A 14851-nucleotide genomic window follows, 5' to 3' on the forward strand; every position below is an offset into this window, starting at 1 on the left:
GTGAATGATAGTGTCTAAAGGAGGAGAAAGAAGAAAGGAAGACTCCCTTTCTTCTTTACTCCATGTTTCCTAAAGTAGCTGCCATAACCGCTTTAATTGTATGCATTCTATTTTCAGCTTGATCAAATACTTTTGAATGTTTACTGCGGAATACTTCGTCAGTTACCTCCATTTCTTTCAATCCATATTTCTCATAAACTTCTTCGCCATACATCGTTTCAACATCATGAAATGCAGGTAAACAATGTAAGAAAATCACGTTTTCATTCCCTGTTTCTTTAATCATTTTCATATTTACTTGATAAGGTTTCAATAACTCGACACGTTCAGCAAATTTTTCTTCTTCCCCCATAGACACCCATACATCTGTATAAATTACATCTGCACTCGCAACAGCTTCTTCCACATTACTTGTTATCATTACCTGTTCATTATATTTTTTTGCTAAATCAATTACTTCTTGTGCAGGCCATAAAGATTCCGGTGTACAAATACGTACATCCATTCCAATGATTGCTCCACCAACTAGTAAGCTATTAGCAACATTATTTCGTCCATCTCCAACGTAAACGAGCTTCACATTTTTTAATTTCCCTACATGTTCTCTAATTGTTAATAAATCTGCTAGTGTTTGTGTTGGATGCCACATGTCTGTTAATCCATTCCAAACTGGCACACCAGAATTTTGTGCTAAAGATTCTACAGTTTCATGACTAAATCCACGAAACTCAATTCCGTCAAACATACGCCCTAACACTTTCGCGGTATCCTCTACGGATTCTTTTTTCCCAAGCTGAATATCACCTTTCCCTAAATATTCAGGATTCGCCCCTAAATCTGTACATGCTACTGTAAATGCACAGCGCGTACGAGTGGAGGTTTTTTCAAATAAGAGCGCTACATTCTTATCTTCTAAATAATGATGCGGGATACCATTTTTCTTTTTCTCTTTTAATTCTGCTGCCAAATCTAGAAAATATAACAATTCTTCTTGTGTAAAATCTTTTTCTGCTAGAAAGCTTCTTCCTTTTAAATTTGGTCTAGTCATTAACATACTTCATCCCTACTTTCTCCATTATTTATACTAAATATCTTTACGAACAATTGGCATACTCATGCAACGTGGACCCCCACGCCCACGAGATAATTCCGAACTTAGCACCTCAATCACTTCTATACCGTGTTCCCGTAATAACGTATTGGATACATAGTTGCGATCATATGTAACAACTACACCTGGCGCGATTGCTAATGTGTTCGAGCCATCATTCCATTGTTCACGAGCAGAAGCAATTACATCTCCTCCTCCACATGGAATAAGAACTAATTCACTTAAGCCTAATACCTCTTTTAACGCTTCCATTAAAGAATTACGATGTGTAATTTTAAGAGTTTCCTCATCTGTTCCTTTTTCTAAAATATAAATATTCATATTCCCTTTTGGCCCTTGAATGGCTGGGTGAATTGTAAACTTGTCATAATCAACCATTGTAAATACTGTATCTAAATGCATAAATGCTCGGCATTTTGGAATTTCTATTGCTAACACTTTCTTAATTTTATTTTGTCGGCTAAAGAGATTTTTAGCTAAACGTTCAATTGCTTTAGCTGAAGTACGAGCAGATACTCCAATCGCAATTGTTTCTTCATTTAAAATTAGCTCGTCGCCACCTTCAATTGGAAATTTATAATCACGATCTAACCAGATTGGTACATTATGTTTTACAAATCTTGGATGATATTTAATGATGTACTCCATGAATAATGATTCACGTCTACGCGCTGGTTCTCTCATCTTATTTATCGTTAAACCATCGCCCACGCTAGCTGCTGGATCACGAGTAAAATATAAATTAGGCATTGGATCTAAGTAAAACGGATAGTGATCTTCCATTAATTCATATAAATGTGTCTTCTTACTTGTTTCAATTTCGTTTTTCCGTACACCGCCCATAATTTTTTGAATTAATTCTTCATTTGAAAAGGAGAGTAAATATTCTTTTAAAGTTTGATGTGCAACATTTACGTCGGCCTGTCCTTCTTTTAAAATACGATCAACAAATTCTTCTCGAAGTTTTTTATCTACTAACGCCTCAGCAGCTAGTTTTTCTAAATATAGAACTTCAACACCCCGATTGCGTAACGTTTGTGCAAAATAATCATGCTCTTTTTGAATAATTGGCAAGTATGGAATATCGTCAAATAATAATTGCTGCAAATAATCTGGCGTCAAGTTTTCCACTTCTTTACCCGGTCGTTTTAATAAAACCGTTTGTAATTCCCCAATTTCTGAAGTAACATGTATCGGATGTTTCATTTGTTGTACCTCCTTTTAAATATGTTTGATGTCTTACAAGTACATAATAAATGCTCTGCACTTTCATCTTTGTGAAAGCATCCACATTATCATTGTGAAATATTAAACAAGTAATTTTTTTAAAATCATACGAATATGTATTTTTATAACAAACTATCTCGCTTTCTCAATAAAAAATACATATATTACGCATATATGTTGAATATTTAACTTCCGTATTTAAACAAAAATCCTGTTTTTAATTTTATTAAAAACAGGATTTTTGTATCTAAATAATCAAATTTAATCTTTCTTCTATAATCTCCCTATCTGATTTCGACTGTGAAATTATAAGGCATGTATCATTTCCACATATACATCCTATTTTTTCTTTCCAATCTAACTCATCAAATAAAACACCAATAACATGTGCATTACCAGGTAATGTTTTAATAACCATTAATTGATCTACACAATCAATTTTTACAACAACCTCTCGTAATTTTTTCTTTAACTTTATATCAGTTTGTAAATGCTCTTCTGTGAAAACTTTATATATCATTAATCCTTCTTGAGAAGGTACCTTCGTTAAGTTTAACTCACGAATATCGCGAGAAACCGTAGCTTGTGTTACTAATACATCTTTTTTTGCTAACAATTCTACTAATCTTTCTTGCTTATCTATTTCATACTCCTTTACAAATTGTTTAATTAACCGTTGTCTTTTTTCTTTTTTCATAAAAGACACCCCTTTTAATATTATAGCTCGCTATAATTTTCATCCGAAAGGGACAGAAAAGAATGTTGCGGAAACGTTCATAGTTTAACTGTAAATATTAAATCAAGCTAAATAAAAAAGAGAAGAACAGCATTCTGTTCTTCCTTTTACATTGAAAATCGTTCAATTGTTTGTTTCAAATCAGTTGCTTGCTTCTCTAAATCCTTTAATAATTGATCGATTACTACCATATTTTTAGACTGTTGTAGCGTCACACGCGCCACTTCTTGCGAACCGGCTGACGTTTCTTCAGCAATTGCTGCTACAGCTTTTGTTTGTGCTCCTGTTTGATGAATGTGGCTCACTTGTTCATTCATATAACTACTGATTTGCTGAGTTGCATCGGCTACTTCCATAACACTTGATGACATTTCTTTTAAAATTAATTCCGTAGCTTCCCCACGTTTCGCCTCTTCTTTAGCTATTTTCACTTGTTCTGTCATTTTCATTGCAACTTGTTGTACTTCATCTTGCATATTTCGTAATAACTGCGATATGTTTCTTGCAGAATGATCGCTTTCATCAGCAAGTTTCCGTACTTCTTCCGCAACAACCGCAAAGCCTCTCCCATGCTCTCCTGCGCGAGCTGCCTCAATAGAAGCATTTAGTGCTAATAAATTCGTTTGGCTAGCAATCGCACTCACAACAGACACAATATGTTCTACTTGTTTCATTCGTTCTTCTAACTTCTGTACATTTTGCATTGAATCTTCATTTTCTTTTGCCAATGTTTGAATACCTTGAATTAAAGACGTAAAGACACGAGTACTATGCCCTAAAGCTTGAACCATTTCTGAAGACAACGTATCAGACTGCTTCGCTTTTTCTTCTACTTTACTTGCAATAGACGTCGTTGTATCAACAGCAGAAACAATTGCTTGAATTGATGCCGCTGATTGCTCAGCGCCTGAAGAAATCTCTGCAAGTGTCTCAGATACACCTTGCGCTTGTCTCGTTGCTTCGCCTGTTTGTTTTCTAATCTGCTGTACTTGATTATTTGTATACGAAAATGTTGTATCAATATTTTTTACCATGCCCCTTAAGTTTCCTAACATCATATTAAATGCAACACTTAAAGATTTAATTTCATCATCTGTCTTCGGTAATGGAACATCTTCACGAATATCACCCTCAGCTGCTTTTCTTGCCGCTTCCTCTAACTTGCGAAGTGGTTTAATTAAAAATACGGCTGCTCCATATGCTAAAATTCCAGACCATACTACCCCTAATAACATAACGATAATATTATATACAGTTTGACTTACATAACTTTGAAAATAATCGTATATCACGTAAATAAAAAATATACTTGTTGAATATGTAATGAAAGCTAAAACTGTAGTGAATAGCATAAGTTGTGTACGTAATCCAAAAGAAAATGTTTTCCTTTCTTTTTCCATCTTCCCTTTCCCCCTTTTTATAAGCAATATAAATACTACCTATATATTATTATCCATATTTTCATTATAGAAGGATATAGAGATTTTAAAAAATATTATTTCTTTGAATATCAAATTGCATGAAAAAAATAAAGGATTCTGACAATTTATGACTAATAACAGAAATAAGGGGCAACATTTGTAAAATATATTTTTAACTGGGGGTTTTGTATGATTCAGGTTCGAAATCTAGTAAAGTCATTCGGTTCACTTGATGTGTTAAAAGGAATTGATTTAGAAGTAAAAGAAAAAGAAGTTGTTGTTTTAATTGGTGCCAGTGGTTCTGGTAAAAGTACATTACTTCGCTGTCTTAACTTTTTAGAAATGTACGATGAAGGTGAAATCCACTTACAAGGTGAGCGAATTGATCCAAAGCATTCAAATTTAAATAAAGTCCGTGAAAATGTCGGTATGGTTTTTCAGCACTTTAACCTCTTTCCTCATATGACCTCACTAGAAAACATCATAGAAGCACCTATTCACGTAAAAAAATTAGAGAAAGCAAATGCAAAGGATATTGGAAATCAACTTCTCCAAAAAGTCGGCCTTCAAGATAAAGCGGATGTAACTCCTCATCTTCTTTCAGGTGGTCAAAAACAGCGCATTGCCATTGCACGAGCTCTTGCAATGAGCCCTAAGATTATGCTATTTGATGAGCCTACCTCAGCTTTAGACCCTGAACTTGTTGGAGAAGTATTGCAAGTTATGAAAGAACTTGCTGAAGAAGGGATGACAATGGTTATTGTTACTCATGAAATGAATTTCGCAAAAGATGTAGCTGATCGCGTCATCTTTATGGACGATGGAAAGATTGTAGAAGATGCTCCGCCAGCACAATTCTTTTCAGCTCCATCACATGAACGAGCAAAACAATTTTTACGCAACGTTTTATAATGTAACTTCTGTTTCAAACGAAAAGGAATACATTCATACGGTGCACAACTAATCATCCAAATAAAATATTTCAATAACATACTGAAAACCATCCGTATGATCAATATATAGGAGGGGTTTTATGAAAAGAAAACTATTAACCATTGTTGCGAGCATTACACTATGTACATCCTTCATACTAGGAGCTTGTAGCAAAGAAAGCTCTACTACTTCATCAAATGGTGAAAAAGAATTTCGCTATGCGATGAGTGGATTATACAAACCTTTTAACTATAAAGAAAATGACGGCAAACTTGTCGGCTTTGATGTAGAAATCGGCGAAGCTCTTGCTAAAAAGATGAAAATGAAGGCTACGCCAGTTACAAACCCATGGGAAACGCTAATTCAAGGTCTTCAAGCGAAGAAATATGATGTAATACTGGGTAGTATGGCAATTACAGAGGAGCGCTTAAAAGCTGTTAGTTTCTCAAATCCATACTATCGTTCTGGCGCCCAAATTTTTGTGGCTAAAAAGAATACCGCTATCTCTTCTCCAGAAGATTTAAAAGGTAAGAAAATTGGTGTTGTAAAAGCTAGTACCTTTAAAAATCTTGTTGCAAAATATACAGATCAAATCACAGAATATGACAGTGATATTACTGCTCTTATGGATTTAGAGCCTGGGCGTGTTGATGCAGTAATTACGGATCAAATGGTTGGTCTACGTATGATAAAAGAAGGAAAATCGAATATAAAAGAAGCCGGAAAACCATTAAATCTTGATGAAATGGGAATTGCTATTCGCAAAGATGATAAAGAAATGGTTGAGAAAGTAAATAAAGCGTTAGATGAAATCATTAAAGATGGTACGTATGAAAAGATCAGTAAAAAATGGTTCGGGCGTAATATTCTTGGTGAAGAGGAAAAAACGAAGTAAGTTAGCCATTCAAAAGATTCATAAACAGTGCCCCACTGATTAAGTGTTCATTTTATGTGGGGCATTTCATTCTCTACTAAAATCTATACAATATGAGGTGAAACGCATGTTTGAAATTTTTATCTCTTCCTATCCCACACTCTTAAAAGCTACTATTGTCACATTACAATTAACATTAACTTCCCTAGTACTCGGTTCATTAATTGGATTATTATTCGCTTTCTTTCGAATCTCTAACAATAAAGTTTTAAATAGTATCGCTCATGTCTACATTGCTATTATTCGTGGTACACCTTTAATTGTTCAAATTGCCATTCTCTATTTTGGAATTACATCCGTTGTTGTTTTCACTCCTTTTTGGGCAGGAGCAATCGCTTTAGCAATTCATAACGGTGCATATATTACGGAAATTTTCCGGGGATCCATTCAATCCGTTGACCGGGGACAATTAGAAGCAGCTCGCTCTTTAGGCATGCCTTATCCTTTAGCTATGCGACGAATTATATTACCACAAGCATTTCGTCTGTCTCTTCCTCCTCTAGGAAACCAATTTATTATCGGATTAAAAGATTCTTCACTTGTTGCTTATGTAGGAATGTCCGAATTATGGGGATCGGGTTTATCAATTGCAGCAGGTAACTTCCAACAATTAGATACTTACATAATCGTTGGTGCATACTATCTCGTACTTGTTCTTCTATTTACTTATTTTGTTAATCTTTTAGAAAAACGATTACAACGAAAAGAAACTAACTCCTTCCAAGTCCATAAAAAGAACAAAAAGGATGTTTCTTTATAAGAAAAAGCAAGCCTGAGATGGCTTGCTTTTTCACTGCAAAAGTATATTAATTTTTACTGATTTATTTTTTTAATACTCTCTTTTTCTTCTATATGTTCCTCACGATATGAAATATTATGAGGGTCTAAGCCATTTCCTAAAGAACCGTAGAAATGCTCTCTATGCGGATCAACTAATTCACTTCCGTGATAATACACACGTGGTGTATTCCAAAGTGCTGCCAATGCTTTTGTCATCGGCATTTCGTGATAACGTTCCGGCCACATTTCTTTAATCTTCTCTTTTACTAACGGATAGTATTTAGAGCTCATAGCAGGGAACAGATGATGTTCTGTATGATATGAGAAATTGAAATGTAAAACGTCTACCCAGCGCGGTACTGTTACTGATAAGCAGTTTGCTAACGGATCATTTACTGGAACAATTGGATTTAATCGGTGATTTGTTGCGATATATGCCATTACAATAAAGTTAGCAATTAACAACGGAATGACATATGCAAATAACCATTTTCCAGGTCCCATAATAAACAATAAACTAATCCAAACTGTCCAAGGCAAAAGAAGTTGAAGCCATACAGATTTTTGATTGGATGACTTGAACTCTTTTATAAAATGAAAGAACATTCGAGTCGAATGCAATGTAAATTGAATTGTTAGTGACAGAAAACTAAAGAATGAACGTACATGTAGAGGCATACGATATACCCAACTCAAAAACTTACTCTTCTTAAGTTTCTCAAGTGTCGGCCATGCATCCGGATCATTCTCTTCATGCTGTGTATGAACATGATGCGTTGCATTATGCCACTTTCTCCAAAGCTTTGGCCCTGTTGATAATGGCATAAATGCAATAGCGCCTAAGAAGTCGCGAAGCCATGCCTTTCTTACAACAGTTCCATGTAAAATTTCATGCCCTAAAAATCCTAGTGAAGCAAAACATAATCCAAGAACAATCGCAATTCCTAGATTCGCCCACACATTCAATTCAAATACACCAATCGATATTAATCCCGCCAATGCCACAAGCAAATAAGCCAGTCCACCAAATAAACGAGTAGGCACTGGTTTAAATGCTTTTTTCGGCAAATGTGGTGATACACGTGCTGCATACCACCCAAACGTATGAAGCTCCTTCATCCTTTTGCCCCTTTCTTATGCCGCGCCTTGCGCAACTTACATATATCAATTCTTGCTTCCAGATTGATTTTACTAGATGATCCAAAAAGCATCTATTATAAGGAAAATATACTCACTCTATCGTCACTTATTTTTCGCTTTTATTATCAATGAAAAACATTTCTCTTTTTACCCTCTATCAACCTTTCCACATGATGAATCATAACAATAGAATTTCTATATTGTCAACAACTTTTATGACCTAGTAATAAAAGTTGGTTATATTTTTATAATCATACTTTATTTCACTAAAGAAAACGTATAGATTTCATAAGGATTTACCCACTATATATAGACATTTTCTTAAACGGCATAGACTCTATCTCATTCAATAACTCTCTATGTAATCAACAAACAGAATCATTTGAATTTAGTTTTATATAAATCCTACTTCTTCATAATGCCCCACCTAATTAATTATATTAAAATAATTTATACCCTCTTTTAATAAAAATAGACTTCCTCTAAAACAACACACATGAATTTCATATAATATGGAAATATTAAAAGGAAAATTGTTCTAAAATCAGGAGGTTTCCGCAATGACAAGTGATACATTTCCACAACTGCCGCTATCTTATTGGATTGAATCTACTCAATTTCCTACTTTCCCTCTTTTATCCGAAAATATAAAGACGAAAGTTGCTATTATCGGTGCTGGTATTACAGGTATTACTACTGCCTATTTACTTGCAAAAGAAGGCATCGATGTTGTTTTAATTGATTCTGGTCGTATTTTAAACGGAACGACTGGGCATACAACAGCGAAAGTAACAGCACAACATGATCTTATTTATGATGAATTAATAAATCATTTCGGTGTAGAAAAGGCCCGGCTTTACTATGAATCAAATAATAAGGCTCTACAATTCATAAATAAAACTGTTCAAACATATAAAATCGACTGTAATTTCTCAAATGAAGATTCATATTTATATACAACTACTGATAACGGATTAAGAAATTTATCGAAAGAATATGAAGCTTATCAAAAATTAAATATACCTTGTGACTATGTTCAATCTCTATCGATTCCTATTCCAGTACAATCTGCGCTTGTAATGAAAAATCAAGCACAATTCCATCCCCTTCTTTATTTAAAAACACTTTTAGAAAAGTTTGTGGAGATGGGCGGAAAGGTCTACGAACAAACAACAGCTATGGATGTGGAAAAGGGCGATTATCCACAAATAATTACAAAAGAGGGCCATCATATCACTTGTGAATATGTCGTCTCTTGTTCACATTTTCCTTTTTATGATGCGAATAGCTTTTTCTTTACGCGAATGTACGCAGAACGCTCCTACGCTCTTGCAATAAAAGCAAAAACGGAGTATCCAGGTGGCATGTATTTAAGTATTGATGATCCAAAGCGCTCCTTACGCTATATAACAAACAATGGAGAAAAATTAATTTTGATTGGCGGAGAGAGTCATAAAACAGGTCAGGGAATAAATACGATGCTTCATTATGAAGCACTCTATTCTTTTGCTGAAGCCACTTTTGGAATAGATGAAGTTCCTTATAGATGGTCAGCACAAGATTTAATTACTCTAGATAAGCTTCCTTATATCGGACATATTAACGAAAGAAATCCAAATATATTTGTTGCAACTGGATATCGCAAATGGGGAATGACAACTGGAACTGCTGCCGCTCACCTACTGAAGGACTCCATCCTAAAAGTTCACAGTCCCTATAAAGAACTGTATGCACCATCACGCTTCCATGCAAATCCAGATATAAAAACGTTCCTCTCCCAAAACATTGATGTTGCGAAACATTTAATTGCAGGAAAGATTGAAACCGCATTACGTAAGCCAGAAGATCTCGAAGTTGGTGAAGGATCTGTCGTACATGTTAACGGTAAACGAGCAGGTGCTTATAAGGACAAAGAAGGAAAATTACATATCGTCGATACAACTTGTACACATCTCGGCTGTGAAGTTGAATGGAATAATGGTGATTGTACTTGGGATTGCCCTTGCCATGGTTCTCGTTTTTCAATTGAGGGAGACGTTCTTGAAGGCCCAGCAGATCAACCGTTAAAACGAGTTGATAATGAGTAAACAAATAAAGAAGTTCAACAGAATTACTGTTGAACTTCTTTATTTGTTATAAACCCTTTTCAGATAAAATTCGACACAAGGAGGAAAATATTAACATTAAATAAAATAATATATTCATCTACAAATTAAAAGGGGTGAATATTATGCAACCTTCAGCTCCACCTCATCTAGAATCTACAGAAACTATCTTTCCAAGCTCTATTACAAAACTTGTTGTTTTTATTTGTTGGCTAGCCATTTTAGCTGATGGATATGATTTAGGTATTTACGGTGCCGTTCTACCAAAGCTCCTAGAAGACAAAAGCTGGGCGCTATCACCAGCGCACGCTGGTACAATTGCAAGCTATGCTTTATTTGGGATGTTTATTGGGGCTATTCTAGTTGGAACGATTACAGATCTAATTGGGCGTAAATGGACGCTTATATGCTGTTTAGCACTTTTTTCTATCACAATGGGTTTAGCGGCTATCGCTCCTTCTCCTGAGTTATTTGGATTATCTCGATTTATAGGAGGAATCGGATTAGGCGGTGTTATCCCTACGGCTTCAGCACTCACTGTTGAATATTCACTCAAAAAAAGGCAATCTTTTATTTATGCTCTTATGTTTACTGGCTATCCTTTAGGTATCGTGTTAGGTGCTATTTTGTCCATGCTTATGTTAGAAGATTTCGGATGGAGAATTATGTTTGGTATCGGAATGATTCCACTACTCCTCATTCCTTTCATTATTCGCTATTTACCTGAGTCCATTCAATTTTTATTATCACGTAATCGCCAAGAAGAAGTGAAGCAAATTCTTAATCGTTTTCAAGTTGAATTTCATGTAAAAGATAAAACTCATCAAGACCCATCTACTATACGAAAGAAAAATGGATTTTTTACTTTATTCTCAAAAGAATACATAAAAGCAACGCTACTTTTTTGGATCACTTATATAATGGGAATGTTTTTAATATATGGTTTAAACACTTGGTTACCACAGATGATGCGCCAGGCAGGATATCCTCTTGGGTCTAGTCTGTCATTTCTACTTATGCTAAATATTACCGCAGCTATCGGCGCATTATTCGCTGGAGCAATTGCTGATCGTATAGGAGCAAAAATTGTTATTAGCATCTCTTATCTTATGGCAGCCATATGTATCGGACTATTAACAATCAAACCATCTGTTACAATCATTTATCTTTTAATTGGCCTTGCTGGTATTGGATCAGTCGGTATTACTCAAATATTAAATGCATATGTAACACAATACTTCCCATCACATATCCGAGCTACCTCCTTAGGCTGGGGACTGGGGCTTGGCCGAGTTGGTGCAATTGCTGGCCCTATTCTCGTCGGTATTATTATGACAATGCAATATGACTTAGCATGGAATTTTTACTTATTCTCCTTTGCAGGTCTTATCGCAGCTATATCTGTTTTCTTCATTCCTACAAAATAAAAGAGCACAAACTTACTTGTGCTCTTTTTCATATGCTTCAAACAACATATCTCGAAACAATGTATTTAAACTCTCAATATCGATTCCTGATCCCTTTTCAATTCCTTTTACATATTCCTGATAGTAATGAATTTGTTCTTCTAAAAATTGATTTAGCACCTTAATTTTCAATCCAACATCTAATTCAGTACCTGCTTTTTTCTTTATTAACAACTTTTCAATTTCATCTAATACGCTACGTTCTAATGATAATTCTGTAATCAATCGGTCAAATTCTACAGGAGGTAAAGTCGTTTTCTCTTCTAGCCACTTACAAGCTAAAATGGGACGTAATACATAAAAGTACTTTTTCAGCTTTACATTCTCACCTTGCAAAAATTCACGATAATTTTTCGACGCCATATGTAAATAATGATATATCGTTGCTTTTGGATCAAAATTCTTCTCACTCATCTGTTGAAGTAGTTCTGGAAAATTAGAGTTTTTCGAATAAAAAATTGGTGATCGAATCCACTCAAGTAAAGCAGGATTCGACTTCGCGAATAGTTGCAACGCCTTTTTAATATCCCAACCACTTATATCTAAATCATCACTAATTGGATATTCAATTACATCTCGTTTGTCATGAATTGATAAATACCATTCTACCGGATGTATATAAACAAACCTAACATCATAATCGCTATCTTTCGATGGAAAACCCCAAGCACGACTCCCTGATTCTACCGCAAATAAAATTTTCACATCATTCTCTTTTTCAATTCTTTCTAACTCCAACTCGATTTTCTCTCTCATTGCATAACACCTCCATTTTTTGATTATTTCCTTGGAAATTCGACAAATACAATACTAATTTTACTACATACCAAAAAAACTGTCAGAAATTACTGACAGCCTAATGAAACGTCTATTGTTGCTTTTCGATTACAGTAGTAGCAATTCGTTCAAACTCTTTTTGAATCTCCTCTTTATATGCATCTACTATTGAAAAATCCATAGCAGCAATATAAATTCGTTCTAATTTATCACGAACCGATTTTGCTTTCGCTAAGAAAGACATCGCCTCATTCATTTTTGCTTTATATTGAATGGAGACATCACGAATTTCCTTCGCATATTTCTCATCCGTCCCTGGCGTAACAATAAGGGCATACATATCAATAATTTCATCACCCTCGCGACTTGGAAAATATTCATGTGGTGCAGTGCTATCAAAAATTGCAAAGCCTAATTCTCTTACGATAACCATATCAAGACTATTCGGGTCAAATCCGCAATGATATACTTCAACTTCAAACCCTTTTTCTTCAGCTGCCTTAGCTAACTTTTTGAGCATCGTTGATTTTCCAGAACCTGGGCGCCCTTTTATAAAATAACGATGTGGTAACCCTTCTGTTAAATTAGGGACAAAATCAACTGCTCCTTTCGGTGTAGCAGCTCCTAAAAAACGATGTTTTACAAGCGATTGTCTCCCGCTTTTATCTGCAAATAATTTCTGGATTAGCTGATTGGTTAGTTCATTTGCTTTATTAAAATCTATATTATCAATATATATCTTCTCCCACTCATCATGTATAACCAATGCCTCTTTAAAACGTGCGTAAGCAGAATGAAAAGCTTTGCTTGCTTCTGAAACAAATCTTTCAATTTCTAACTTCTGCTTTCTTAGTTTATCTGAGTCCCAAGCAATTCCTAAATTTATATACTCTTCAACAACTCCTGGCATTTTTGGCTCAATAACATGCGGCGATGTCCCATCAACAATTCCTGCTTTTAATTTTGGGATAATTACACCATCAACCGATTTATTGTCAGAAGAACAATGTAAAAATTCAATATCATATCCTTTTTCAACCCATTCACGACCGATTGCCTTTATTAAAGAAGATTTCCCCGTTCCTGGGCCACCCTTTAAGATAAATAATCTGTCTAACCCTTTTAAATTCTCTTCGTATAAATTATGAAATCCCCTAGCTGTATTACCACCAGCATAATAATTCAATACATTTCCTGTCACTGCACTCACTCCTTCGCAGCATTCTATTTACATAAGCTACAATATGCGCGTAGCTTTATTTGGGTGAATACCTATTTTGTATTGCACGCAAAAAGGAAATGAATTACAATTTAACTATCGGAAAATTCCAATTTCAAAAATTAAATACTTCTTTATCCAGAGAGGCAGAGGGACCGGCCCTTTGAAGCCCAGCAACCTCAGTTTATACAAACTGAATAGGTGCTAATTCCTGCAAAATGCATTGCATTTTGGAAGATAAAACTCAACTAGCATGTAAAGCTCACCTTTCTTGATATTGAAGGGTGAGCTTTTTATTATTTGAAAAACATATATTGGAGGTATGTAAAATGAAAGTAATTGATCTATCGCAAACATTTGAAAATAATATGTCTCAATTTCCTGGAACACCTAAAATACAACTAGAAGCTGTTACAAGTGTTGAAGAATCAGGATATCAAGTTACAGATTTTCATTCTGTCGTTCATGTTGGCACGCATTGTGATGCCCCTGCGCATTTTATTTCAGGCGCAACGACCATCGATCAATTACCGCTGGATCAATTTGTAGGCGAAGCTGTTCTTATAGATGTAACACATATTCAAGAGCGAAAATTACCTAAGGCAGTATTGCATAATACTGACATAAAAGAAGGTGATATTGTTATTTTTCATTCTAATCTATCCACTAAATGGAATACAGAAGCTTATGAGAAGGAAGCATTTTATCTTTCTGAAGAATTAGCTAAAGAACTAGTGCGATTAAAGGTAAAATCTATCGGTTTAGATTTCATTTCTCCTGATGAAGTCACAACAGAAACATCACCGATTCATCACATATTACTAGGGAATAATATTTATTTAATCGAAAACTTAACAAATCTAGATGCTATCGAAGCAAAACGTTTCTTTTTCTCAGCCGCACCTTTAAAAATTAAAAATAGTGACGGTGCTTTCGCAAGAGCATTTGCTGTTATATTTTAAACACAACCTATAAAGTGAACCTTTAATCAGTGGGGGTTTT

At 34.8% G+C, this 14851-nt stretch carries 13 protein-coding genes and 1 riboswitch; of the genes, 6 read left to right on the forward strand and 7 right to left on the reverse strand.

Features of this window, described 5'->3' with window-relative positions; genetic code table 11:
* Positions 1-55 precede the first annotated feature (55 nt).
* From argF to C4S65_RS18035, 4 genes are all read right to left on the reverse strand, one after another.
* A complete protein-coding gene (gene argF / locus C4S65_RS18020; protein ID WP_000930285.1) occupies positions 56-1054 on the reverse strand; it encodes an ornithine carbamoyltransferase in 999 nt (332 codons plus the stop codon).
* 30 nt (positions 1055-1084) lie between these two features.
* Positions 1085-2317 (reverse strand): arginine deiminase, encoded by a 1233-nt coding sequence (arcA, locus tag C4S65_RS18025; protein ID WP_000682341.1) that lies wholly within the window; start codon positions 2315-2317, stop codon positions 1085-1087.
* 268 nt (positions 2318-2585) lie between these two features.
* Positions 2586-3035, reverse strand: a complete 450-nt coding sequence (gene argR, locus C4S65_RS18030) for an arginine repressor (RefSeq protein WP_000711828.1) — start codon at positions 3033-3035, stop codon at positions 2586-2588.
* A 146-nt stretch (positions 3036-3181) separates the two neighbouring features.
* Entirely contained in the window at positions 3182-4474 is a 1293-nt protein-coding gene (locus C4S65_RS18035) for a methyl-accepting chemotaxis protein (protein WP_086406864.1), read from the reverse strand.
* Between the two features lie 210 nt (positions 4475-4684).
* Here C4S65_RS18035 and C4S65_RS18040 point away from each other — a divergent pair, with 210 nt between their 5' ends.
* The 3 genes from C4S65_RS18040 to C4S65_RS18050 all read left to right on the forward strand — a co-directional run bounded on the left by C4S65_RS18040 (position 4685) and on the right by C4S65_RS18050 (position 7122).
* Positions 4685-5407 (forward strand): amino acid ABC transporter ATP-binding protein, encoded by a 723-nt coding sequence (locus C4S65_RS18040; protein ID WP_000616920.1) that lies wholly within the window; start codon positions 4685-4687, stop codon positions 5405-5407.
* 121 nt (positions 5408-5528) lie between these two features.
* On the forward strand, positions 5529-6323 hold the full coding sequence (locus C4S65_RS18045; protein ID WP_061666190.1) for an ABC transporter substrate-binding protein: 795 nt from the start codon (positions 5529-5531) through the stop codon (positions 6321-6323).
* Positions 6324-6366: 43 nt separating this feature from the next.
* Positions 6367-7122 carry an amino acid ABC transporter permease gene (locus C4S65_RS18050; protein WP_116366276.1) on the forward strand — a complete coding sequence of 252 codons (756 nt, stop codon included), beginning with the start codon at positions 6367-6369 and terminating at the stop codon, positions 7120-7122.
* Positions 7123-7175: 53 nt separating this feature from the next.
* Here the strand turns inward: C4S65_RS18050 and C4S65_RS18055 are convergent, their stop codons facing one another.
* Entirely contained in the window at positions 7176-8261 is a 1086-nt protein-coding gene (locus tag C4S65_RS18055) for an acyl-CoA desaturase (RefSeq protein ID WP_000661220.1), read from the reverse strand.
* 581 nt (positions 8262-8842) lie between these two features.
* Here C4S65_RS18055 and C4S65_RS18060 point away from each other — a divergent pair.
* Complete coding sequence (locus tag C4S65_RS18060) at positions 8843-10369, forward strand: FAD-dependent oxidoreductase (protein ID WP_103945377.1); 1527 nt, start codon at positions 8843-8845, stop codon at positions 10367-10369.
* A gap of 143 nt (positions 10370-10512) precedes the next feature.
* Positions 10513-11814, forward strand: a complete 1302-nt coding sequence (locus C4S65_RS18065; protein ID WP_001183076.1) for an aromatic acid/H+ symport family MFS transporter — start codon at positions 10513-10515, stop codon at positions 11812-11814.
* 12 nt (positions 11815-11826) lie between these two features.
* On the opposite strand, the gene C4S65_RS18070 is transcribed toward C4S65_RS18065, so the two are convergent.
* Positions 11827-12609 carry a nucleotidyltransferase domain-containing protein gene (locus C4S65_RS18070; RefSeq protein ID WP_001208235.1) on the reverse strand — a complete coding sequence of 261 codons (783 nt, stop codon included), beginning with the start codon at positions 12607-12609 and terminating at the stop codon, positions 11827-11829.
* A 112-nt stretch (positions 12610-12721) separates the two neighbouring features.
* A complete protein-coding gene (locus tag C4S65_RS18075) occupies positions 12722-13831 on the reverse strand; it encodes a PRK06851 family protein (RefSeq protein WP_000147468.1) in 1110 nt (369 codons plus the stop codon).
* Between the two features lie 149 nt (positions 13832-13980).
* Positions 13981-14093, forward strand: a riboswitch (SAM riboswitch).
* An 85-nt stretch (positions 14094-14178) separates the two neighbouring features.
* On the opposite strand from C4S65_RS18075, the gene C4S65_RS18080 reads away from it, so the two are divergent.
* The gene (locus C4S65_RS18080; protein ID WP_000862977.1) at positions 14179-14811 is read left to right on the forward strand and encodes a cyclase family protein; all 633 of its coding nucleotides are present in this window, start codon (positions 14179-14181) and stop codon (positions 14809-14811) included.
* Positions 14812-14851 lie beyond the last annotated feature (40 nt).

The sequence above is a fragment of the Bacillus sp. ok061 genome, assembly GCF_900108285.1.
Lineage (GTDB): Bacteria > Bacillota > Bacilli > Bacillales > Bacillaceae_G > Bacillus_A > Bacillus_A thuringiensis_S.

Bases quoted from the DNA above. Each gene is read 5' to 3' on its own strand.
- C4S65_RS18060 (WP_103945377.1), top strand. From the start codon at position 8,843: ATGACAAGTGATACATTTCCACAACTGCCGCTATCTTATTGGATTGAA.
- C4S65_RS18070 (WP_001208235.1), bottom strand. From the start codon at position 12,609: ATGAGAGAGAAAATCGAGTTGGAGTTAGAAAGAATTGAAAAAGAGAAT.
- C4S65_RS18055 (WP_000661220.1), bottom strand. From the start codon at position 8,261: ATGAAGGAGCTTCATACGTTTGGGTGGTATGCAGCACGTGTATCACCA.
- argF (WP_000930285.1), bottom strand. From the start codon at position 1,054: ATGTTAATGACTAGACCAAATTTAAAAGGAAGAAGCTTTCTAGCAGAA.
- argR (WP_000711828.1), bottom strand. From the start codon at position 3,035: ATGAAAAAAGAAAAAAGACAACGGTTAATTAAACAATTTGTAAAGGAG.
- C4S65_RS18035 (WP_086406864.1), bottom strand. From the start codon at position 4,474: ATGGAAAAAGAAAGGAAAACATTTTCTTTTGGATTACGTACACAACTT.
- C4S65_RS18080 (WP_000862977.1), top strand. From the start codon at position 14,179: ATGAAAGTAATTGATCTATCGCAAACATTTGAAAATAATATGTCTCAA.
- C4S65_RS18040 (WP_000616920.1), top strand. From the start codon at position 4,685: ATGATTCAGGTTCGAAATCTAGTAAAGTCATTCGGTTCACTTGATGTG.
- C4S65_RS18045 (WP_061666190.1), top strand. From the start codon at position 5,529: ATGAAAAGAAAACTATTAACCATTGTTGCGAGCATTACACTATGTACA.
- C4S65_RS18065 (WP_001183076.1), top strand. From the start codon at position 10,513: ATGCAACCTTCAGCTCCACCTCATCTAGAATCTACAGAAACTATCTTT.
- arcA (WP_000682341.1), bottom strand. From the start codon at position 2,317: ATGAAACATCCGATACATGTTACTTCAGAAATTGGGGAATTACAAACG.